The sequence below is a fragment of the Corynebacterium sp. MSK195 genome, assembly GCF_030228885.1.
Taxonomy (GTDB): domain Bacteria; phylum Actinomycetota; class Actinomycetes; order Mycobacteriales; family Mycobacteriaceae; genus Corynebacterium.
The window spans coordinates 29,928-52,419 of sequence record NZ_JASPGT010000003.1; the positions used below are offsets into that span (position 1 = coordinate 29,928).

At 56.9% G+C, this 22,492-nt stretch carries 20 protein-coding genes and 1 tRNA gene; 8 read left to right on the forward strand and 13 right to left on the reverse strand.

Annotated elements, in window-relative coordinates; all coding sequences use genetic code 11:
• Positions 1-73: 73 nt before the first annotated feature.
• The 3 genes from uvrB to coaE all read right to left on the reverse strand — a co-directional run bounded on the left by uvrB (position 74) and on the right by coaE (position 3,260).
• Positions 74-2,167, reverse strand: a complete 2,094-nt coding sequence (uvrB, locus tag QP909_RS03725) for an excinuclease ABC subunit UvrB (RefSeq protein WP_284766189.1) — start codon at positions 2,165-2,167, stop codon at positions 74-76.
• 40 nt (positions 2,168-2,207) lie between these two features.
• Positions 2,208-2,570, reverse strand: a complete 363-nt coding sequence (locus QP909_RS03730) for a DUF4259 domain-containing protein (protein WP_005323276.1) — start codon at positions 2,568-2,570, stop codon at positions 2,208-2,210.
• Between the two features lie 90 nt (positions 2,571-2,660).
• Positions 2,661-3,260 carry a dephospho-CoA kinase gene (coaE, locus tag QP909_RS03735; RefSeq protein WP_284766191.1) on the reverse strand — a complete coding sequence of 200 codons (600 nt, stop codon included), beginning with the start codon at positions 3,258-3,260 and terminating at the stop codon, positions 2,661-2,663.
• Positions 3,261-3,363: 103 nt separating this feature from the next.
• On the opposite strand from coaE, the gene QP909_RS03740 reads away from it, so the two are divergent.
• A protein-coding gene (locus tag QP909_RS03740; RefSeq protein ID WP_284766192.1) for an IS3 family transposase occupies positions 3,364-4,705 on the forward strand; the annotation gives its coding sequence in 2 pieces (ribosomal slippage) (positions 3,364-3,809 and positions 3,808-4,705; 1,344 coding nt in all).
• A 75-nt stretch (positions 4,706-4,780) separates the two neighbouring features.
• Here QP909_RS03740 and QP909_RS03745 read toward each other — a convergent pair.
• Entirely contained in the window at positions 4,781-6,832 is a 2,052-nt protein-coding gene (locus QP909_RS03745; protein WP_284766193.1) for a glucose PTS transporter subunit IIA, read from the reverse strand.
• A 297-nt stretch (positions 6,833-7,129) separates the two neighbouring features.
• A complete protein-coding gene (rpsA, locus tag QP909_RS03750) occupies positions 7,130-8,590 on the reverse strand; it encodes a 30S ribosomal protein S1 (protein ID WP_023021654.1) in 1,461 nt (486 codons plus the stop codon).
• A 250-nt stretch (positions 8,591-8,840) separates the two neighbouring features.
• Between rpsA and QP909_RS03755 the strand changes: the two genes are divergently transcribed.
• On the forward strand, positions 8,841-9,572 hold the full coding sequence (locus QP909_RS03755) for a class I SAM-dependent DNA methyltransferase (protein ID WP_284766194.1): 732 nt from the start codon (positions 8,841-8,843) through the stop codon (positions 9,570-9,572).
• 9 nt (positions 9,573-9,581) lie between these two features.
• The gene (locus QP909_RS03760; RefSeq protein WP_284766195.1) at positions 9,582-10,052 is read left to right on the forward strand and encodes an RDD family protein; all 471 of its coding nucleotides are present in this window, start codon (positions 9,582-9,584) and stop codon (positions 10,050-10,052) included.
• Here the strand turns inward: QP909_RS03760 and QP909_RS03765 are convergent.
• The 3 genes from QP909_RS03765 to polA form a co-directional block, all read right to left on the reverse strand.
• Positions 10,016-10,372, reverse strand: coding sequence for a hypothetical protein (locus QP909_RS03765; RefSeq protein WP_284766196.1), 357 nt, complete (start codon positions 10,370-10,372; stop codon positions 10,016-10,018). The two genes, QP909_RS03760 and QP909_RS03765, sit on opposite strands and share 37 nt — an antisense overlap.
• Positions 10,373-10,448: 76 nt before the next feature.
• A complete protein-coding gene (locus QP909_RS03770) occupies positions 10,449-11,408 on the reverse strand; it encodes a DNA glycosylase AlkZ-like family protein (protein ID WP_284766198.1) in 960 nt (319 codons plus the stop codon).
• A complete protein-coding gene (polA, locus tag QP909_RS03775; RefSeq protein ID WP_284766199.1) occupies positions 11,392-14,040 on the reverse strand; it encodes a DNA polymerase I in 2,649 nt (882 codons plus the stop codon). Before polA ends, QP909_RS03770 begins: the two co-directional genes overlap by 17 nt.
• Positions 14,041-14,190: 150 nt before the next feature.
• On the opposite strand from polA, the gene QP909_RS03780 reads away from it, so the two are divergent.
• Positions 14,191-14,264: transfer RNA gene (locus tag QP909_RS03780), tRNA-Leu, on the forward strand.
• Between the two features lie 52 nt (positions 14,265-14,316).
• Here QP909_RS03780 and QP909_RS03785 read toward each other — a convergent pair.
• Positions 14,317-16,500 (reverse strand): LamG-like jellyroll fold domain-containing protein, encoded by a 2,184-nt coding sequence (locus tag QP909_RS03785; RefSeq protein ID WP_284766200.1) that lies wholly within the window; start codon positions 16,498-16,500, stop codon positions 14,317-14,319.
• A 425-nt stretch (positions 16,501-16,925) separates the two neighbouring features.
• Here QP909_RS03785 and QP909_RS03790 point away from each other — a divergent pair, with 425 nt between their 5' ends.
• From QP909_RS03790 to QP909_RS03805, 4 genes are read left to right on the forward strand one after another with little or no spacing between them, the layout of a single operon-like run.
• On the forward strand, positions 16,926-17,762 hold the full coding sequence (locus tag QP909_RS03790; RefSeq protein ID WP_284766201.1) for a DUF368 domain-containing protein: 837 nt from the start codon (positions 16,926-16,928) through the stop codon (positions 17,760-17,762).
• Positions 17,762-18,649: an ABC transporter substrate-binding protein gene (locus QP909_RS03795; RefSeq protein WP_284766202.1), complete on the forward strand. Its 888-nt coding sequence runs from the start codon at positions 17,762-17,764 to the stop codon at positions 18,647-18,649. Before QP909_RS03790 ends, QP909_RS03795 begins: the two co-directional genes overlap by 1 nt.
• Positions 18,642-19,595: an amino acid ABC transporter permease gene (locus QP909_RS03800; protein WP_284766203.1), complete on the forward strand. Its 954-nt coding sequence runs from the start codon at positions 18,642-18,644 to the stop codon at positions 19,593-19,595. The genes QP909_RS03795 and QP909_RS03800 overlap by 8 nt, the downstream gene beginning before the upstream one ends.
• Complete coding sequence (locus QP909_RS03805) at positions 19,595-20,359, forward strand: amino acid ABC transporter ATP-binding protein (protein ID WP_005323289.1); 765 nt, start codon at positions 19,595-19,597, stop codon at positions 20,357-20,359. Before QP909_RS03800 ends, QP909_RS03805 begins: the two co-directional genes overlap by 1 nt.
• Positions 20,360-20,443: 84 nt before the next feature.
• Here the strand turns inward: QP909_RS03805 and QP909_RS03810 are convergent, their stop codons facing one another.
• From QP909_RS03810 to QP909_RS03825, 4 genes are read right to left on the reverse strand one after another with little or no spacing between them, the layout of a single operon-like run.
• Positions 20,444-21,187, reverse strand: coding sequence for a sulfite exporter TauE/SafE family protein (locus QP909_RS03810; RefSeq protein ID WP_284766204.1), 744 nt, complete (start codon positions 21,185-21,187; stop codon positions 20,444-20,446).
• Positions 21,184-21,657 (reverse strand): pantetheine-phosphate adenylyltransferase, encoded by a 474-nt coding sequence (gene coaD / locus QP909_RS03815; protein ID WP_284766205.1) that lies wholly within the window; start codon positions 21,655-21,657, stop codon positions 21,184-21,186. The genes QP909_RS03810 and coaD overlap by 4 nt, the downstream gene beginning before the upstream one ends.
• Positions 21,658-21,683: 26 nt before the next feature.
• Entirely contained in the window at positions 21,684-22,265 is a 582-nt protein-coding gene (gene rsmD, locus QP909_RS03820) for a 16S rRNA (guanine(966)-N(2))-methyltransferase RsmD (RefSeq protein WP_284766206.1), read from the reverse strand.
• On the reverse strand, positions 22,266-22,478 hold the full coding sequence (locus QP909_RS03825; protein ID WP_049377113.1) for a biotin/lipoyl-containing protein: 213 nt from the start codon (positions 22,476-22,478) through the stop codon (positions 22,266-22,268). It lies immediately after the preceding gene.
• Between the last annotated feature and the right edge of the window lie 14 nt (positions 22,479-22,492).

The following is a 22,492-nucleotide window of genomic DNA, read 5'->3' on the forward strand; positions in this document are numbered from 1 at the left end:
TTATCCAGTATAACTAGCGCAGCTCTTGAGAGAAGCACCCGCGGAGCCATTCATCACTTTCAGGGGGAGAAAACTAAATTCCCGCTTCCTTCAATCCACGCAATTCCTTCTTTAGATCAGCGATTTCATCACGTAGTCGACCAGCCAACTCGAATTTGAGCTCGCGCGCGGCAGCCCCCATTTGGGCCGAGAGGTCGTCGATAAGCGCCTGCACCTCATCGGTAGCCATGCTGGAAATATCCCGCTTCTCCACCACTGCAGAGGGATCAGAGTTGGACTCCTCTTCCCCGCCGTCTTCATAGACCTGGTCAAGAATATCGGCAATTTTCTTCCGCAAAGGCTGCGGGTCAATGCCGTGTTCCTTGTTATAGGCAATCTGCTTTTCGCGGCGTCGCTCCGTCTCCTCGATTGCCTCTTGCATCGAATCGGTGATTTTATCGGCATACATAATCACCTCGCCAGAGACGTTACGGGCAGCACGGCCAATGGTCTGGATGAGCGAGGTCGTAGAGCGCAAGAATCCTTCCTTGTCCGCATCCAAGATGGCAACGAGCGATACTTCGGGAAGGTCAAGGCCCTCACGCAGAAGGTTAATGCCCACCAGCACATCAAACTCGCCAAGACGCAATTGCCGCAAAAGCTCGACGCGCTGCAAGGTATCGATATCCGAGTGCAGGTAGCGCACCTTAATCCCCTGTTCCAACAGGTAATCGGTGAGGTCTTCTGCCATGCGCTTAGTCAGCGTGGTCACCAGTACGCGCTCTTGCTGGGAAATGCGGGTGCGCACTTCATCAATAAGGTCATCAATCTGGCCCTTTGTGGGTTTGACGGTAACCTTCGGATCCACCAGACCAGTCGGGCGAATCACCTGCTCCACATACTCACCGTCCGAAGACGTAAGCTCAAAGTCGCCAGGGGTGGCAGACATGTAGACGGTTTGTCCCACGCGTTGTTCAAACTCATCGAAGGTCAGCGGGCGGTTATCCACTGCGGAGGGCAGCCGGAAACCGAATTCCACCAGGTTGCGCTTGCGGGACATATCGCCCTCGAACATGCCGCCAATCTGTGGGACAGTGACGTGAGACTCGTCAATAATGGTGAGAAAATCCTCTGGGAAGTAGTCCAGCAGCGTTGCCGGCGCGGAACCGGCTGGGCGGCCATCGACGTGGCGGGAGTAGTTCTCGATGCCGGAGCAAAAACCTACCTGCTCGATCATCTCCAGATCGTATTCGGTGCGCATGCGAAGCCGTTGTGCCTCCAGCAGTTTACCGCGGTTTTCTAGATCTTCCAGGCGCTCGGCCAATTCCTCTTTGATGGCAGCCACAGCTTTTTCCATGCGTTCGGGCCCTGCCACGTAGTGGGTCGCGGGGAATATGCGCACCTCATCTACTTCCTCGATGACATCACCAGTGACGGGGTGAATGTAGTAAAGGGAATCGATATCATCGCCGAAGAATTCAATGCGCACCGCGCGCTCCTCATAAGCCGGAATGATATCGACCGTGTCACCCTTGGCGCGGAAGGTACCGCGGGTAAATCCCACGTCATTGCGTTCGTATTGGATATCCACCAGCAAACGGAGGAAGCGGTCCCGGTCCAGCTCCTCATCCACGGAAATAATGACCGAACGATCCAAATAGGACTGCGGAGTACCCAAGCCATAAATGCAGGACACGGAGGACACAACCACCACGTCTCGGCGGGACAGCAGCGCCGAGGTGGCCGAGTGGCGCAGACGCTCTACGTCCTCGTTGATGGACGAGTCCTTTTCAATATAGGTATCCGTCTGCGCAATATAAGCCTCTGGCTGGTAGTAGTCATAATAAGACACGAAGTACTCCACCGCGTTATGCGGCAGGAGCTGGCGCAGCTCGTTCGCTAGCTGCGCTGCCAGGGTCTTATTTGGTGCCATCACCAGCGTGGGGCGCTGCTGTTTTTCAATCAACCAAGCGGCAGTAGCGGATTTACCAGTACCGGTAGCACCCATGAGTACTACATCGCGCTCATCGCGGTTGAGGCGTTCGTTGAGCTCTGCAATAGCAGCGGGCTGGTCGCCGGCCGGTTCGTATTCAGAGACAACCTGAAACTCACCTGGGGTGCGCTCGACCTCGCTGACGACGCGGTGCTCGGAATCTGGAATAAGAGGATGTTCAGCAGCAAAAGCCATGCCCACTACTCTACTGCTTATATGGCGCGGCTAGCTATGTTCACGGCAAGGAGTCCTGCGCGGTGCGCAGCCACTCTTCCAGCTCGCCGGTAGTCTCCCACAGCGCATAAACAGAAGACGTCTCTGGACGCATTGCACTATTAATGCGGCGGCGCAGCCACGCTTTAGACTGCGGCGTATACAGGGGCGCAAGATCCTCGCGGTGAATTCCTTCCGGCAGTGCATCAGCTTTCAGCTTTAACAAAGCACCCAGTGCGATCATGGTTTCCGCGTCATCGGAGTCCATGGGCTCTTCGGCGCATGACTTCTGAAAGGCTTTGAGATCGAAAGAGCCATCACGCAAGCTAGCGAGCAGTTCTCGCGCTGCGTGATTATCAAAAGGCCCTGTATCCCACGTTCCCACGGCGAGTAGCTTAAGACGCGAAAGTTAACACAACTTCTAAACTGCGTAAACTCTAACCGCCCAATGGTTAAAGTTTGGGTGACTCCGCGCCTAGGACTCCGCTTCTATACGGTTCATGACCTCGGCCGCTCGCGCGCGCAGCTGCTCCAGCGTTCCGTTGTTGTCAATGACGTGCGTGGCTGCGGCTAGTCTCACCTCATCAGGTACCTGCGCTGCTATGCGACGGCGCGCATCCTCCTCTTCCAGCCCGCGTGAAGCAACGAGGCGACGGACGCGCTCTTCAACGGCCACGTCGACCACGATGACGTAGTCCATGTCTTTGTCTAAACCGTTATCCACCAAAAGCGGCATATCGTAAACGGCAAAGTCATAACCCTCTTCACGTGCCTCAGCGAATTGGCGCTGCGTTTCCGCTTGGATGCGTGGATGAGTAATGGAGTTCAACAGTTCGGTATGTTCCTTGTCCGCAAAGGCTCGCCGAGCCAATTCCTTGCGGTTGAGGCTGCCGTCCGACAGCAAAATATCTTCTCCAAATGCTGCCGCCAGCTCCGATAGAGCGGGCTTGCCAGGCTTGACGACGTCGCGGGCAATGCCATCGGCGTCAACCACACGCCACCCCCGTTCGCGGCAGACCGTTGCGACTGTTGACTTACCACTGCCAATACCGCCTGTAAGGCCAATGAGTTTCATGGCAGCCACCCTACGCGAAAAGGAACCCCGCCATACGCGTTGATGAACTGCTCCCCATTAGTTGGACTGAGAAATCAGTTACCTACTAGTGGGGAGCAGTTGTATGCATACACGTAGTTCGTTGTCGGCGGGGCAGCGGGAAGAATTGGTGGCCCTTTTCGAGCAGGGTTGTAGTTACTGGGCTGCAGCGCATCATGTCGGTGTTGGTGTTTATCCAGTTCGCGCTTTGTTTCGTCGGTTCTTGCTCCATGGCAAGCTGTGTCTTGTGGAAAAGCCTTCAAAGCAGCAGTACTCCTTCGAGATCAAAAAGGAAGTTGTCCAACGCCATCTCACTGGCGAGTCAAAGATGAGTCTTGCCCGTGAGTTTGGCCTGTCGTCAGACCAAGTGGTTGGATATTGGTCGCGGAAATGGCGCAAAGGCGGCGATGACGCCTTAAAACCGAAGCCGAAGGGCAGGCCTAAAGGTTCAGCTAAGCCGAAAGTGCTTTCTGAAGAAGATAAGCTACGTCGCGAAAACGAACGGTTGCGGGCCGAAAATGCCTACCTAAAAAATTGCGGGACTTGAGGAATCAGGGACGCGCCTGAAAGTCCAAGCGATCGTCATCCTCAAGTCTCACCACCGCTTGGAGTACCTCCTAGAGGCAGCCGGTATGCCGCGGGCGACATTCTTCTACCACCAGAAACGACTCAGCGAGCCAGATAAGCACGCTGCGATCAAGGACGCTATCCGGGAAAGCTTCGAGGTTAACAAACATCGCTACGGCTATCGGCGAGTGTTGCTGGACCTGCGCAACAAGGGCTGGGTGGTCAACCACAAACTCGTTTACAAACTCATGCGCCAGATGGGGCTTCGGGCCAAGATCCGCCAACGCAGACCGTATATTTCCTACGCAGGAACTAAAAGTCGCATTGCTGACAACAAGCTTGACCGCAAGTTCACCCCAGACACGCCAAACACCGTCTTTGTCAGCGACGTCACCGAGTTCAGGGTCGCAGGCCGAAAAGTGTATTTGTCACCGGTGATGGACTTGTTCGACCGCTCAATCGTCGCTTACACCGTGGCTACATCGCCGACGGCAGCGTTTACCGCCGAATCCTTGACTAAGGCGATTGCAGCCTGCGCGCCGAAGCCTGGGTGGATGATGCACACCGATCAAGGCTTCCAGTACCAGCATTCCTCCTGGCGTAACCTGATCAGTGACAACGGCGGTGTCCAGTCAATGTCGCGAAAAGCCAACTGCTACGACAACGCAGTAATGGAGAGCTTCTTTGGCCACTTGAAAACCGAGATGTACCACGGAGAAGTCTTCGACACCGTCGAGGACTTTAACCAAGCCATCGAAGACTACATCCAGTGGTACAACACCGAACGCATCCAACAACGACTCAAGGGCCTGACCCCGATGCACTATCGGAATCAGGCCCTTGAGTCCCTCACCGCCTAGAATTAAACCAGTCCAACTTTTGGGGGCCAGTTCATGATGCGGGGTTCCTCTGTCGCTATAGGTGTCAGCGTTTCTTTATTCCGCTGCTTCCTCCGGCTTCGGCGGAATGCGGAGCAAATCATCACTCGGGGTAACCTGGCCGGCTTCACCGGAGACCGCGCCGAACTTGGTGGCGTTAGTGACCACAACCGGAGTAATCAGGTTATAGCCCTTGGAACGGATGAAGTCTGGGTCAAAGCTAATCAACTTATCGCCCGCGGCAATACGTTGCTTCTTTTCCACATGAACTTCGAAGCCTTCGCCGCCCAGTTCCACGGTATCGAGGCCTACGTGGATGAGCAGTTGCACGCCATTGTCGAGGCTAAGGCCTACCGCATGGCCGGATTTTTGAACGGTGAGCACCTTGCCGTCGGCAGGCGCATAGACGGTAGTGCCAGTTGGCTGGACTGCCATGCCAGGCCCCAGCTTCGCGCCTGCGAAGATAGGATCTGGGACCTCTGAGAGGTCCACTGCCTCGCCCTCTAGAGGGGAATCCAACACGATGTCGTCCTTGCCAGCCTGCTTGGCGGCAACACCAGTAGCAGCAGCGCCCGCAGCGCCAGCAGCAACGGCGCCACCCGCATTCGAGGACTCTTCCTTCCCAGCATTGGTGGGCTTAAACTCCGAACGAGCAGCTACGTCCTCCACAGATTCGCCCTGTTCGCGGGCGATGCGCTCCAAGTCTGCCTGCTTTTCCTCTGCAGTACGGTAGCCGAAGAACAGGGTCAGGAAGAAAGAGGTAAGGAACGCAGCCGCGATACCAAGTACGTAACCCAGCTGCGGGGTCATAGCGCCAGTGGTCAACGCAGAGGTAAAGACGAAGGCCTCAGCGCGGACATCGAAGAGACCGATGATGGCGCCGCCTATCGCACAACCTGGCAGCAACCGGTAGTAGCTGCGGCGGAAGCGCAACAAGATGCCGTAGAGGGAAGGCTCCGACACGCCACCAAGCATGCCCGCAGCGAAGGCACCGATAGAAACCTGGCGCATGGCATTGTTCTTCTCCCTGAAGGAGATAACCATGACCGCGCCTACGACGCCGAAGCAAGCGAAATTCCATGCGCCCATCGGGCCCTGAATGAAGTCGTAGCCGTAGGTTGCGATGTTCTGAATCATGATGACATTCAGCGGCCAGTGCAGGCCCATCGGAACGAGGAACGGGTACAGCAGCGGAATAACGATAGCCAGGATGAACGGCGAGAAATCATTGATCTGGTACAGGATCCAGGAAATGCCGTTGCCCACGCCAATGCCGAACGGGCCGAGTAAGAAGGCCGTTGCCGGAATCATGATGAGCAAGGAGAAAAACGGCACGAAGACCATATGAACTGCGCTCGGGATGATCTTCTTTAGGCCCTTTTCCACCCAGTACAGGCCGATTGCGGCCAAAATGGGCGGGAAAACCTGGGAGCCATAAGAGTTAATAACCAGCGGCAGGCCAAATACGTTGACCGTATCGCCTTGCTCACCCAGCGACATAAATTCAGGAGTCAGCAGAGCTGCGGGAATAGCCGCGGAGACCCACATATTCGCACCCAACTTTTGGGCCGCGGTCGCACCGACCATCACCGGCAAGAAGTAGAAGACCGACTGGTACATGGCGTGAGCCAAGCGGAAGCCTTCCGGCTGCTCCTCCAGCGGTGCACGGAAATCCTGGATGTGTGCCGTGTCCGCCAGGATGAGCAGCATGATGATGAGCGAGGCGCCGAGCAATGCCCACAGGACGGGGCGGAAAGTATCAGAAAGAAACTCGAAGCAGTAATCTACCCAGTCATACTTACCGCGAACACCGTCATACTCCTTCTTGGAGGACGCTTCTTTGTCGCCGGAAGCATGCACACCGGGCTGCTTGATGATCTCGTTGTAGTAGTCAGCAACGCCGCCGCCCATGACTACTTGGTAGCCGTGAGCGCCCTGGGGCACGGTTCCAAGCACCGCTGGTTCGCTATCGAGCTTTTCTTGGTCAACTTTCCCCGCATCGGCCAGTTGAAAGCGCAGGCGCGTAGCGCAGTGCGTCAGCGACGTGATGTTGTCGGCGCCGCCGATACTTTCAATGATGTGGGTGGAAGTGTCCTTGATAGATGCCACTTCTTACTCCTCAGTTCAAATACCACTTATAACCAGTACTGCACTGGCTATAACGTCAGGTTTGAGTATAAGAGGATTCCCACATGAACAAAAGCCCGTTTTGTGGACTTGCCAGGGAGTTTTTCCACTTGTCACTGCTTGTCCGCTGGTCAACCACCTAAAGGCAACGAACATCCTGGCAAACGATTGCACAAACTGTCTAAAAGATCACAAAAGCCGCGCCCACCCCATCTAGGTGATGAAGTGGGCGCGGCCGTGAGCCAAGCTTTCAGGCTTAGCGGAAACTAAGCGGAAGCTTTAGTTGCCAGCGAGCTTGTCGCGCAGTGCGGCGAGCTGCTCGTCGGAAGCCAGGGAGCCGCCAACCTCTGCCTGAGTCTCGGATGCCGGAGCTGCATCGGAGGAATCAGAGGAGTAGTTGGAGGACTCAGCAGACTCAGCAGCCTCAGCGGCTGCGGCGCGGTTGCGCTCGATCTGAGCGGTGTGCAGGTTGAAGCGACGCTCGGACTCTGCGTAGCGTGCCTCCCAAGCCTGACGCTGCTCGTCGAAGCCTTCCTTCCACTCGTTGGTCTCAGGGTCGAAGCCCTCAGGGAAGACGTAGTTGCCCTGCTCGTCGTAGGAGTCAGCCATGCCGTACTTGGACGGATCGAACTCTTCGGTGTAGTCCTCGTCTGCCTGCTTAACGGACAGGGAGATACGACGACGCTCGAGATCGATGTCGATGACCTTGACCATAACTTCCTGGCCAACGGTGACAACCTGGTCCGGAACCTCGACGTGGCGCTGAGCCAGCTCGGAGATGTGAACCAGGCCCTCGATACCCTCCTCGACGCGAACGAAGGCGCCGAACGGAACGAGCTTGGTGACCTTGCCCGGAACGATCTGGCCCACAGCGTGGGTGCGGGCGAATACGCGCCACGGATCTTCCTGGGTAGCCTTCAGGGACAGGGAAACGCGCTCGCGGTCCAGATCAACGTCCAGAACCTCAACGGTTACCTCGTCACCAACGGTGACAACCTCGGATGGGTGGTCGATGTGCTTCCAGGACAGCTCGGAAACGTGAACCAGGCCGTCGACACCGCCGAGATCGACGAAGGCGCCGAAGTTGACGATGGAGGAAACAACGCCCTTGCGGACCTGGCCCTTCTGCAGCTGGTGCAGGAACTCGGAGCGAACCTCGGACTGGGTCTGCTCGAGGTATGCACGGCGGGAGAGGACAACGTTGTTGCGCTGCTTGTCCAGCTCGATGATCTTTGCTTCCAGCTCCTGGCCGATGTACGGCTCCAGGTCACGGACGCGACGCATCTCAACGAGGGATGCAGGCAGGAAGCCACGCAGGCCGATATCCAGGATGAGGCCGCCCTTGACAACCTCGATAACGGTACCGGTAACAGGCTCTTCCTTGGCCTGCAGCTCCTCGATGGCGCCCCATGCACGCTCGTACTGCGCACGCTTCTTGGACAGGATCAGACGACCTTCCTTGTCCTCCTTGGTGAGAACAAGTGCGTCAACCTCATCGCCGACCTCAACAACCTCGTCCGGGTTGACGTCGTGCTTGATGGACAGCTCGCGGGAAGGGATAACACCTTCGGTCTTGTATCCGATGTCCAGCAGTACCTCGTCGTGGTCAACCTTGACGACAGTACCCTCGACAATGTCACCATCGTTGAAGTACTTGATGGTGGCGTCTACAGCTGCGAGGAAGTCCTCTGCGGTTCCGATATCGTTAATCGCAACCTGCGGGGTGTTAGAAGATGGCATATTGAAAAATGCTCCGAATAAATGTAGGAAATCGAAATTGGACAACTGCGCGTCTCTCGAAAAAAGCTTGCTAAGCTGCACAAATGCAGCTAAAAAGAGAAATAATCGATCCCGCCTCGTGATTGCTTAAAGCCTTCCTACAGGGGCTTAGAACAACCCGCGGCATAGACACGCCCGTTTAACACTACATCTGTCCAGCTAAAAGGGCAAATACGCGGACCAACTATTTCGCAAAGGAATTTCTTCCACCGTGACTTCCCCCTCGCACGCAAACCAGGCCTACTGGGATAGCGACGCCGCCAACTACCACGCCGAGCACCCCGACTACCTATCTTCCTTTTACTGGTGCCCAGAAATGCTGCACGAAGACCAAGCGCACTTGCTAGGCGACGTCTCGGCTTCCTCCGTCCTCGAAATTGGCTGCGGCTCCGCCCCGTGCACCGAATGGCTGCAGTCGCGCGCACACTTCGCCACCGGCTTCGATATCTCCCGCGGCATGCTTAACCACGCTGCACCCGGACTCCCCTTAACGCAGGCCGATGCACTGTCACTCCCCTACGCCACCGGCTCCTTCGACGCCGCATTTTCGGCGTTCGGAGCCTTTCCCTTCCTTGCCAACCTTGACTTAGCCTTAGGTGAAGTCTCCCGCGTTCTTAAACCATCCGGTCGCTTTGTCCTTTCGGCCAACCACCCGATGCGCTGGATTTTCCCCGACGACCCCACCGATCTCACCGCCGGTATCAGCTATTTCAACCGCGCCTATGTGGAACAAGACCGCGATGGCAACCTCACCTATGCGGAGTTCCACCGCACCATCGCCGACTGGTTTAAGGCCTTACAGGGCGAAGGCCCCTACCTGATAGAGGACATCATCGAGCCCGAATGGCCAAGGGAGCTCACCACTACGTGGGGCCAATGGTCACCACAGCGAGGCGAAATCTTTCCCGGCACGATTATTTTCGTCTGCCGCAATTCCCGCTAACCTATAGACATGGTTTTGGACCGGATTGGCTTATTGATACGACGTGGCATTGCCTGGTGGATTGATAGTTTCCTAGCCGCTGCCATCGTCATGGTAATGCGATGGGTAGTAAACGCGGTAGCCGACCATCCACTCACGGGAGAGACCTTAGAACTCTATAATGCCATTGCCGCCGCCGTGGTCTTTTACGCCTATCGAGTATGGGTGGAAGCCACGAAATCCACCTCGCTAGGTAAATGGTCCCTGCAGCTAGAAATCATTGCTACCCACCCAGGATTCTTCACCGCTTGCCTGCGCAATTCCTGGCTATTGCTAACAATGCTTACGCTGACAGGCTGGCCCGGAGTCATGCCGCTACTTTTAGCAATTCTCAGCATAAGCATGCTCGCTTTTGGTCAAACCCCTTTCGACATGCTGGCCAATTGCCTAGTGGAGCGCCGACCTCAGATGGATACGCCTTCTTTGCGTGGCCAGAGGTAATAAGCAAGTGCGAAAATAACCAACGCGGCAAACATCCACGCGGACGGAAAGAGAAACGCAAGCGCCGTGGATACGACCATCACCCCAGCAGCCGTTAATCTCCTAACCTTAGGGTTTGGCGCCACGCGCGCTATGATCATGGCCATCAAAAAGTAAGACCCGGCAAAAACCGGGTACGAAATTGCAGAGGCTTTATGCTCTTCAAGAAATTGGGCTAGCCCGAGGTCATTAATATCGGCTGCAAGAAGATTCACTTGAATGGCCCACAGGCTTTCAAAAAAGCGGAGATTCCATTTATTCATTTTCTCTTCCAGAGTCACTGAACAATATTTCCCTTCTTAGTTTCTCCATTTGCACGCATAAATTCCTCCGCACAGAAAAGGCTACCTAAAAAACTTAGCGCGCATTCCGCCACAGTTTCTGAACTTTCCGCTCAGCATAGCCCGGTATGCCCAAATCCTCGATAGCTTGCTTATTCCACGTCCCACAAACTTGGCTGTCCACCACAATGGCGCGGCGAAATACACCGCGGTTTCCAGGGGCAAGTATCTCGTGAACCTCTGAAGTCATTGCGAATAACCGATCTCGGTATCCCAAGATGTACTCGTCGAAAGCCCCCAACAAGAACACCGAACGCTTTCTTCGCGCCTCGGCCATATCTATTACTTCTAACGAGACAAAGTCCTGGGATTCTTCCCCACACCGCACGATATCCGGCGGAAGGTTTTCAGCTGCTGGCTTTATTAGTCTTTGCGGTAGCTTTGTCCACCAAGCAAAGTCCGGCAGCGTCGCTGGGCCATGAGTGCGGAAATACCGGACCATTATGTCAGCGGTAGCTGCGACCTTGTCTCCATTGAAAGCTTCGTCTATCCCCGGCAGCTCCACTGGTGTGATGAGCTGCTCGGCTCCACAGTAGACGGCGTGACCGCTTTCCATTGCTACGCGCACAACGTGCCAGAAGGGCACTTCAGGCAACGCTGTGGTCGCCCGTTCCTTAAGCTCGGCACGCGAAAGCGGACGATCGATGAGCTCGGCCACCTTTGCTCGCAACTCTGCGTCCCCCTTGCGCCCTTTAGCGCACAGTTCAGTTATCCAGCCTATGTCCTTGACAGAAGCCGCGAAAAGGGTATTGCGCATGGGATATCCACGCACAATATTCCCAGCATCCGAGTGGTCTTCCGCCCGCAAAGCAAGTGAGCGCCGTATGGAATGCAGGTCTTGGCCTTGCATGACGCCGAAGGAACGGACTACTTCCTCAGCGCTCTTCCACCGCTGAACGGTTAGGCCTTGAGAGGCAAGCCTAAGGCGCGCCTTTTCTCGGCGGGAGAAAGAAACCGCGCTAGTGGGCCGCGGCATCCCAATCCTTGCCGGCACCAGCCGAGACCTCTAGAGGCACGTTGAGCTCGATGGCAGAGTCCATCTCTCGTTCGAGAATTTCACGGACCTTGTCAGCCTCACCGGGGGCGACTTCGACTACCAATTCATCGTGCACCTGAAGCAACACGCGAGACTTCATTCCATGCAGTGCGCGGTCCACGCGAATCATCGCCACCTTAATAATGTCTGCGGCAGTGCCCTGAATCGGTGCATTAAGCGCTGCGCGCTCCGCGTTCTCGCGCGCTAGGCGGTTATCGGAGTTGAGCTCTGGCAAGTAGCGGCGACGGCCAAAGAGCGTTGCCGTGTAGCCATCCTTGCGGGCTTGGACCACGACTTCATCGAGGTACTTCTTCACGCCGCCAAAGCGCTCAAAGTAGCTTTCCATGATGGACTTTGCCTCCCCCGCCGGAATGCCTAATTGCTGGGATAGACCGAAAGCGGAAAGTCCGTATACCAACCCATAAGACATGGCCTTAACCCGGCGGCGCAGCTCGGGTGTCACTTGGTCAACGGGGACGTCAAAGACTCGAGAGCCAACATAGTTGTGTAGGTCTTCGCCTTCCTTGTAGGCCTCGATGAGGCCCGGGTCAGCGGAGAGGTGCGCCATGACACGCATCTCAATCTGCGAGTAGTCCGCGGTCATAAGTTCTTCGTAGCGCTCGCCTACGACAAACGCGGAGCGAATCTGTCGCCCAGCTTCTGTGCGCACCGGGATATTCTGCAGATTTGGCTCGGTAGAAGACAGGCGGCCAGTCGATGTCACCGTCTGATTAAACGTGGTGTGGATGCGCCCATCCGGCTGCACGGTTTTGATTAGACCTTCGAGGGTGGTCTTCATCTTCTGGTACTCACGGTGAGCCAAGAGGTGGTCTAAGAACGGGTGGGGGTTCTTGGCCGCGAGCTGTTCAATCTCCTTGGCCGCGGTGGAATAGCCGGTCTTTGTCTTCTTGGTCTTGGGCAGTTCGAAGGTCTCGAAGAGAACGGTTTGCAGCTGCTTCGGCGAGTTGAGGTTGAGTTTGTCATCGCCGGCAAGCTCACGGGCGGCGCGCTCTTGTTCGGCGACCTGCTCTACAAAGGCATCCTTTTGCGTTTCGAGAATGTCAACGTCAACGGCGATTCCGGTAGCCTCCATTCGCGCCAGGATGGTTAACAGCGGCAGCTCGAGGTCGGTATAGAGCTCGAAAGAGTCAATCTCCTGCAGCTCCGCAGTGAGCCGTTCTGCCAGCTCCATAATTGCCGCGGCCTGGTCCACTAGAGAGGAATTATCCAAAAGGGACAGCTGCTCCGTGGCGGCGCCGAGGGTCTTTTGGAGGTGGCGCTGGTAGACGTCGGCAAGCGCATAAGTGCGCTGACCAGGGCGAAGCAGGTAGGCAGCAAGGGCCGTGTCATGAGCGATGCCGGCAAGCTCAATACCGCGGCCGGCAAGCATATGGAAGGCCGCCTTTGCCTCGTGGAAATACTTCGGCGCATCGGAGGCCAACCACTGTGCAAGGACCTTATCGTCCTCGGCAGTAAGATCGCCCAGCTCCACTTGCAGGCCGTGGCGTTCTTGGTCCACGAAAGCAATCGCCGAAGCATCACCCTGCCCCGGGTTTCCCTCGCCTTGGACATAAACTGCAACGTGCTTACGGCCAGGCAGCCACTGAGACAATGGCTCATCGTCGATGACTGTTTCTAGCTCTTGGACTTCCTCGGCTTGCTGCGCTGCCTCAGCACCATCATTGGGAATGGCGGCGAGTACGCGATCACGCAGGTTGGTACCGAACTCTAGGTCATCGAACTTGGCGGCAACGTCGGCGACCTTGGCTTCCTTAAAGGCCAAGTCATCTGGACCGACCTCTAGGTCCATGTCCGTGATCATCTGGGTGAGTTTCCGGTTCATCTGCACCTGCTCGATGCGCTCGCGGAAGTTATTGCCCACCACGCCCTTAATTTCCTCGGCGTGCTCTACCAAGGATGCCAAGTCTCCATACTTGACTATCCACTTGGTGGCCGTCTTCTCGCCCACCTTTGGGATGCCCGGCAAATTATCAGAAGGATCGCCACGCAGCGCGGCAAAGTCCGGGTATTGCGCGGGGGTGAGACCGTACTTCTCTTCTACCGCGGAAGGGGTAAAGCGGTGGAGCGTGGATACGCCCTTCATCGGATAGAGCACCGTCGTAGACTCATTAACCAACTGCAGGTAGTCACGGTCTCCAGTGACGATGAGAGTCTCATAGTCCTGTGCCTCGGTTGCGAGAGTAGCCAGAATGTCATCGGCCTCGTAGTTCTCACGAGAGAGGGTGGTAATGCCCAGCACCTCGAGCACCTCGCGAATGAGGTCTACCTGACCCTTGAATTCCTCCGGCGCGGCCTCGCGCTGGGCCTTATATTCCGAGAACATCTCAGTGCGGAAGGTCTTGCGCCCCACGTCGAATGCCACCGCAATGGCGTCGGGGGTCTCTTCCGCCACGATATTAGAGAGCATCGATAAGAATCCATACACGGCATTAGTGTGCTGACCTCCTGAGGTGGAGAAATTATCCACCGGCAGGGCATAGAAGGCACGAAAGGCCATAGAGTGGCCGTCAATGAGCAGAAGTCGAGGCTGATTAGTAGTCACCTGCCCCATCCTAGAGAACCAGGCCGACATCCGAACACCCCGGTGTAGATACTGTGGATGACGTGGGCATTCCCCCGCCGCCCCCTACCCAATTAGGAATTCGCCTAGTGCCTGCGCTACTATTTTCACAGTCAAAGGCAGTTCGCCTTTGGAGAGTGCGCCCCTGTAGCCCAATTGGCAGAGGCAACGGATTCAAAACCCGTCCAGTGTGAGTTCGAGTCTCACCAGGGGCACGACTAGCAAAGACCTCGGTTTCCACTAAGTCAGGAAACCGAGGTCTTTGCTTTAGCCCAGTTCAGGCAGGGTTGGCAGGTGATACTTGCGCAGGAGCGCGTTGATTTGCGGGATCGAAGTCTTCAGTTGCGGCAGGGCTAGGCCGATGAGTCCGGCCACGCCCGCGATGCCGAGGATTGCTCCCAGAACTGCGGGCTTGGAGCTCGCGTCGCTGCTCGAAGCGGAGCTACCTGCGGCCGGCTGCGTAGTATCGGCCGGTTTGCCGTCCCCGTGTGCACGGGCGGTAAGCCATTCCTCCTTGCCCAGAACACCCTGGGTCAGGCGGGTCTCACCGATCCAGCCGTACCACGGGTCCTGCGGGCGCTGGTTATCAAAGCCGCCGCCCATAACCCACTGCAGGTCGCGCGGGAGAAGGCCTTCGGCGCCTACCGCATTGCGCAAGATGGGCGCGCCGTTGATAAACATTTCCACGCTATCGCGCTGCGGATCATTGACCACGGCAATGTGCATCCATTCGTCCTTGGGCACCTCGTGGGACCATACGGTAGAACCGCTTCCCTGCTTCGGCTCCGCCCACCAGCGCAGCTCGCGGAGATTGGAGATACCAAACATGACGGTGGGGTCCGTGTCATCAGAGCCGTCCACCAGCTTATTAATGGCAGAGTCGCGGCTAAGCGCACTTCCCCAGCCATGCTGGGCACCATTGAAGTCTTTAGGAATCTTGACGAAGGATTCGAAGGTATACCCCTTGGTGGTATCGACGCTATTGGCTGCCGCGCCCTTATCGGTGCGGAACTCGGCATTGCCTACCTTGCCGGCAGGGTCGGACCAGAAGAGGGATCCGGCATCAGAGGACAGCGGGTGGTGATCGGAGCTATAGGTCACCCGATCACCTAGCATGGCGCCAGAACGATGCAGGTCGCTGCCGGAATCGCTGGCAATATCGGGGATGGTGGTGCCACGGCCGGCAGGGGCGCCGTCGGCAAGCGCATGCCCGTCCTTGTCCTGGGCCTGGCCCGGGCGCCAGTGGAATACCGTGCGATCATTCTTGGCAAAGTCATCCGCGCCCTTGGGCAGCTCATCCTCCGCGATGGTATAGGGCCTATAGCCTTCCGCGGCGATGTCGCGCGCACGCTGCGCCAGGTCCGGCTGGTGGCCCTCACCCACGGTGAAATCCGGGGAAAAGGAGGAAAAACGCTGCTCAAAGTCGAACGGAATGGCGTAGCTATCGCCCTTACCATCCAGGGTGAGCTTGTCGAACTGCGTCAGCTCCTCGTGCGGCTTCTGCGCCACCCACGGAGAGAGCGCGGTCATCTCCAGCTGCTTGCCGGAAAGGTCGAACTCGAGCACGCCTAGCAATCCATTGCCACCCTGATAGGCCATTTGATAGTCCTGCAAGATGGAAACGACGTCATGGCCGGCATCGTTTTTGTCCACGCGGTAGCCCGCACCGTGGTGGTGGCCGCCCATCACCAGGAAGATCTGGTCGTTGCGCTTGATGAACTTATCCCATAGGCCCTTGCCATAGTCATCGGAATAGAAAACGTTGCCCTCGCCATCGATATTGAGGGCTTCGTGCGTCGTGACGATGACGGGGAGGTTGGGGTGCTTATCGATGATGCCTTGCGCCCACTCAATGGCTTTTTCATCGGCGCGCCAGCCCAGCGCAAGGTTGAGGTACTTCTGACCCTCAGCCTCAAAGATGTGAGCCTCGGAGTCATTATTGACCGCAGTGTAGCGCTCTTGGAAGGTCTCCGGGTTTGCGGCCTTGGCGCGATCGGCGCTAAACCACTTGTCATACGGGTGGGCCGCCGCACCCTCGACGTCCATGTCGTGATTGCCGGGCAGGATGGAGTAGTTCAGATCCGAGTCGTCGAGGACCTGCATGGCCTTATCGGCTACCTGCCATTCGCCCTCCACGTTCCACTGGTCTACAACGTCACCCAGGTGGGTGACGAAGTCCATGTTCAGCTCGTCTTGGTGGTCTACCAACCATTGAGTTTGGGCCAAGTAGGGTTCGCTTCCGTAGCGAGCTTGGGCCAAGTTGCCCGTCTCCGGGGTGGAATAGCGCGAATAGAACTGGGTATCCGGTAAGACGCCGATGCTGAAACGAGAGCCCTCGCTTGGCGACGCCCCCTCGGCCCCAACCTCCGCAGCGCTTGCGGCCGGTACAACAATGAGGTTTCCCACCACCGCGGTTGCAGTTAGCGCAGGCAGGACGAAACGATTTTTCATAGAGAGTCCTTTAAGAATGGAAAGGAATGCTTGCTCAGGGAAGATGGCGGGAATACGCAAGGGATTCTAGGACGTGAAGCTTTCAGCTAGTTGAAGCCCGCGTAAACAGGAGACTGAATAATGGGAAACTTATGGTTGCCTCTGGAAGAGACATCTTCTCGTGTGAGATTCCGTATAACCTGCCCCAAACTGCATAGTTGCATTGGGGTGCATTAAACTGACAGAATATTCATGAATGGGGTTTTACCTCTACGGTTAGGGAGAAGACCCTCCCCTAGCGCGGCAGGTAGATCACCGCCCTCTAATGAAAGATATGCATTACGATTCACAGTGGTTCGCCTAGCCTCCCACTTCGGCACTTTTCTGCTGCCTTGCTAGGCCAGTCGCCCTCCGCACCAGCCCCCTCCCAGGTAGATTTTTATTTTATGCAGTACATTTTGAACGCTATCCGCGGCGCCCTCATCGGCATGGCCGAGCTCGTACCGGGCATCTCCGGTGGCACCGTGGCGCTCATCGTGGGCATTTATGAACGCGCAGTCCACAACGCCAACGATCTCATCTCCGGCCGCTTCAAGAAGGTGGAATGGAGCTTCCTCATCTCCGTAGCGATCGGCATGTTCATCGCCGTCTTCGGAATGTCCACCGTGCTTTCTAACTTCGTAGATAATCACGTATCGGCTTCCGGAGCGCTCTTTTTGGGCATGGTTGCCGTGTCCATTTTTGTACCGCTATCCATGCTTTCTAAGCAGGAGAGGCTACGCCCCTCGTCCATCATCGCGTTCGTCGTTGCCACGATTGCCATCTTCTTTATCACCGGATTCACCTCCGAACCGCACGAGAACCCCAGCCTTATTGTGGTCTTCTTCGCCGCCGCCATCGCGGTATGCGCACTCATCCTGCCTGGCATCTCCGGCTCGCTCATCCTGCTGACCATGGGCCTCTACCAGCCCATCATCGGCGCCGTTTCGGATCGTGACCTGGGCACTATCGCCGTCTTCGCGCTGGGTGCCCTGTGCGGCCTGGCGGCATTTATCAAGGTGTTGAACTTCCTGCTGGATCACCACCGTGCCCCCACGCTGATGGCCATGGCAGGCTTCATGCTCGGTTCTCTGCGCGCACTGTGGCCCTGGGGAGCTGACCAGGATGCCTCTAGCGGCATCATCATCGGCATGTTCATCCTCGGTGCGCTTATCGTCTCCGCGTTCATCTTCGTAGACTCGAAGAAGGCTCGCGCTATAGATGAAAGGACGGCGCAAAAGTAATGTCGCGCTCGTTTTCTCGCCGCGCGATTATCGCCGCGGTCCTCGTCCCCACGCTGAGCCTGGGCGCCTGCGTCACCAACGAGGAAGATTCCACTCCGGACGGCTGGGAAGAACCCCATACCGCAATGGTGCCGGAAATTGCCGCCATGTATGACGACAACGATGGCGTCCTCACTGCCGGTACTAACCCGCCCTATGCCCCATTTCAGCTTAAGGATTCCCACGGGGCGCTCCAGGGCGTTGAACTCGATCTTGCTCGCGCCGTTGCCGGTGTCTTGGGACTCGATTTCCAGCCCGTGGAACAGGACTTCTCCATGATCTTGCCCGCCGTGCAATCGGGCCAGATTGATATGGGCGCATCCGGATTCACGGATAACCCCGAGCGCCGCAATGAATTCGACTTTGTAGATCACCTCTACGCCGGCATCCAGTGGGCCGAACGAGTAGACGGATCTAAAAAGGTTGACCCGGATAATCCTTGCGGCTTGACCGTTGCGGTGCAGCGCACCACGGTATCTGAAACCGACGATGTGCGGCCCAAGAAGGATGCGTGCAACGGCGATCTCACAGTCTTGTCTTATGACACCGGTGACAATGCCGCGCTGGCGGTACTTATGGGACGCGCAGATGCCCTGTCCGCAGACTCCCCAGTAACGGCGTGGGCTGTGAATCGCTCCGAAGGAAAGATGCGGCAGGTAGGCGATATGTTCCAAGCATCGCCCTATGGCTTTGCCGTACCCAAGGATTCCGATTTGGGCAAGGCCTCTGCCGCGGCACTGCAACACCTCATCGAAACCGGTGAGTATGCAGAAATTTTGTCCCGCTGGGGCATCGAGGATGGCTTAATAGACCAGGCAATGATTAATGAAAGGCCGATCAATGGTTAATGAAAATGCGGCGACGCCAGCTACGGCAGAGCCTAAGGAAAAGCCCGCCAAAATCGAAGCGCGGCCTCTACGCCACCCGTTGCGCTGGGTATTCGCCGGCCTGCTTATCGTGCTCGGCGTGTGGTTCATCATCGCCTCCGCGCGCAACGAGGCTTTTGGCTGGGACACCTACTTCCAGTACCTCTTTGATAAGCGCATTGCACTTGCCTCCCTCCACACCATCGCCATCACAATTTTGTCCATGATCATCGGCGTTGTCGGTGGTGCCATCCTTGCGGTTATGCGCATGTCCCCCAACCCGGTGCTGCGCAGCGTTTCCTGGATATTCCTCTGGGTCTTCCGCGGCACGCCGATCTATGTGCAGCTGGTGTTCTGGGGCCTGCTCTCCGCCATCTATCAGTCCATCAACCTGGGCTTTACCGAGGTATCTTTGCAGACGATCCTCACCAACGCTTTCTTCCTTGCGGTGATGGGCCTGGGGCTTAATGAAGCTGCCTATATGGCCGAGATTGTGCGCTCCGGTATCACCTCCGTTCCCGAGGGCCAGAAGGAAGCCTCCAAGGCACTGGGCATGTCCTGGTGGATGACCATGCGCCGCACCGTCCTTCCGCAGGCCATGCGCATTATCATTCCGCCCACAGGCAATGAGTTCATTTCCTTGCTCAAGACCTCTTCCCTCGTGGTGGCCATTCCTTATACCGAGGAAATCTTCGGCCGTTCCACGGATATTTCCGCCGCCCTCTTCCAGCCCATCCCGCTGCTGCTGGTCGCAGCGTCCTGGTACCTCGTGGTTACTTCCCTGCTGATGGTGGGTCAGTACTTCCTGGAGCGCCGCTTTGAGCGCGGTGCCACCCGCGAACTCACCGGCCGCCAACTTGCTGCGCTGGCAGACGCTGAAGGAACCATCCCCCGCAACGTATCCGTGATTTCGGAGGCTAAAAACTAATGGCTACTCCCATGATTTCCGCCCAGAACGTCCATAAGTCCTTCGGACAGCTCGAGGTCCTCAAAGGCATTGACCTTGAGGTCCAGCCCGGCGAAGTGGCCTGCCTACTAGGCCCCTCGGGCTCCGGCAAGTCCACCTTTCTGCGCTGCGTTAACCACCTTGATAAGGCGACGGCGGGCCGACTCTACGTCGACGGCGAGCTGATTGGCTACCGCGAAAAGAACGGCACCCTGTATGAGATCAGCGAGAAGGAAGCCGCAGAACAGCGCTCCGATATCGGCATGGTCTTTCAGTCTTTTAACCTTTTCCCCCACCGCACGGTGATTGAGAACATCATTGAGGCACCGGTGCAGGTGAAAAAGATTCCGGAAGAGACCGCCCGCGCCCGCGCTATGGAGCTGTTGGAGGACGTTGGACTTGCTTCCAAGGCCAATAACTACCCGGTACAGCTCTCCGGCGGCCAGCAGCAGCGCGTGGCCATCGCTCGTGCGGTGGCTATGGATCCTAAGCTTATGCTTTTCGACGAACCTACGTCCGCCCTCGATCCAGAGCTCGTCGGCGAAGTGCTGCGCGTTATGAAGGACCTCGCAGCTGAAGGCATGACCATGCTCGTAGTCACCCATGAGATGGGTTTTGCGCGCGAGGTAGCCGATAAGGTCTTCTTCATGGATGGCGGCGTGGTCATTGAGTCCGGCAGCCCTGCTGAGGTGCTGGATAACCCGCAACAGCCACGTACCAAGGACTTTTTGGCTTCGCTGCTCTAATTCCCGCAGCACTCCGCAGAGTGCCTTCAGCCCGCCGCCCTCTTCCGCGAAGAGGACCGGCGGGCTTTGTCGTAGCTCACTCGTCTACGAAAGCGTCAAAATGCCCCGAATGAGTGCGCTGGCCGCGCCCAATCCGGCAACACTGAGCGAAAGTACGCGAGCCTTTTCTCGTGGGACACGCTGGGCAATCCGGGTGCCGGCCCAAATTCCGACGAACATACCTAAGACTCCGGCGGGCCACATCACCCAAGGCAGGCCATCAAAGTGGGCCGCACCAGTAAGCGTCTTGGTCATCACGGAAAAGAATCCGCCTACGACAAAAATCGGCTGCAGCGTCGCAGCGTAGACATGTTGGGGCCACTTTGCTGCCTGGGCGTAGACGGTAATAACTGGGCCTGCCACACCGGCCAAGGTATTGGTAAAGCCGCCGAGAATACCGGCGGAGATGGCAGGGCCTTTGCCCTCCATCGGCGGGACAAACTTCTTTCCAAATGTCACTACGGCTAATGCGGCCAGAAGCGCAGCGCCCACCACGATCATGAGCCCTGCCGTGTCCATGCGCCTAATGAGCAGCGCCGCGCCCAAGGAGCCAATCACCATAACTGGGGCGATCAGGCCGAACTTCTTCCAGCTCACATTCTCACGCACGGAATAGGTGGTCATAATCGCATTTATGCAGGCCAGAACGTTAATGACGAGGATTCCTTCGACCGGCCCCATAATGAGCATGAGGATGGGACCGCCGATGAGACCGAGTCCCATTCCGGATACCCGCTGCAGTGTCGAACCAACGACAACGACGAGGAAAATAACCAGTGCGAGACTCACTGCCGGTATTTCTCCTTTACCGCACGACCTACGGATTCGGGGAACATCCCCGTTACGTCACCGCCAAACTTTGCTACCTGCTTACACAGCGAGGAGCTGATATAGCCGTACTTCTCGTCCGTGAGTAGGAAGACAGTATCGATTCCCGAAAGGCGCCGGTTCATCTGCGCCATGGGCAGCTCATATTCATAATCCAGAGAGCTACGCAGCCCCTTCACTAGAACGTCTGCCCCATGCTCCGTGGTGTAGTCCACCAACAGCCCGGAGCAATAATCCACCTTGATGGAAGAATCCACACTCTGGCGGATAAGTTCCATGCGCTCCTCGACGCTAAAAAGCCCGGAGGGCTTGTCGGGATTACCGGTTACCAACACGGTGACCTCATCAAACATCTGGTTAGCGCGGTTGATGATATCGACGTGACCTAAGGTAATGGGGTCGAAGGATCCAGGGCAGACTGCCTTAGTCATGCTACTTTCACTTTCTTTTCAGGGGTTTAGTCTTCGGCGTCCTCGCTGCCGGGACGAGTATAGACCGCCATATCCATGCGTGCGATGCCAAAGGTGCGCTTCTTCAGCTTCTGGCCGGTAGGCTCAAAACCAGCAGGCCACACCGTATCCGCGGAATCAACGTGGCGCTCAATTACTACCATTGCGCGGTCGGTAAGCACTGGTTCGATGGCAGCAATGAGTGCATCCACCTCATCAAAAGCATAGGGCGGGTCCGCCAGCACCAGATCGAAGTGCTTGCGCGGGGCACTAGCCAGGTAAGTGCCTACCTTCATCTCTTGCACGCGCACGCCGGGATGCTTGACGACGACCATGTTATGCCGGATGATCTTCACCGCATCGGCCGAAGATTCCACCAGTACTGCTTCCTCTGCCCCTCGGCTCGCTGCCTCAAGACCTAGGGCACCAGAGCCGGCAAAAAGGTCGAGCACTGAAGATCCAGCAAAGCCCCACCGTGCAGTGAGGGATGAAAACAGCCCTTCGCGGGCGCGATCTGCGGTAGGCCGAGTTCCTTCTGCAGGCACTTTAATGGTGCGGCCGCGGGCTTCGCCGGCAATAATGCGCGTCATTTATGCTTCTCCAATCTCCATCAAAAGGTCTCCGCCCAGCACGTCACTAAAATCAGAGACCACGATACGGTAGACCTTTCCTGGTCCCGGGCTTTCTACGGGAGCCTCAAGCTTCGTGGCTTCAACGGTCGCAAGCGGTACTCCGGTATCAACAGTGTCTCCCACATTCACATGGCAGCGGACGATGCCCGCGAAGGGGGCGTAAATTTTCATGCTTCTAGGTTAAC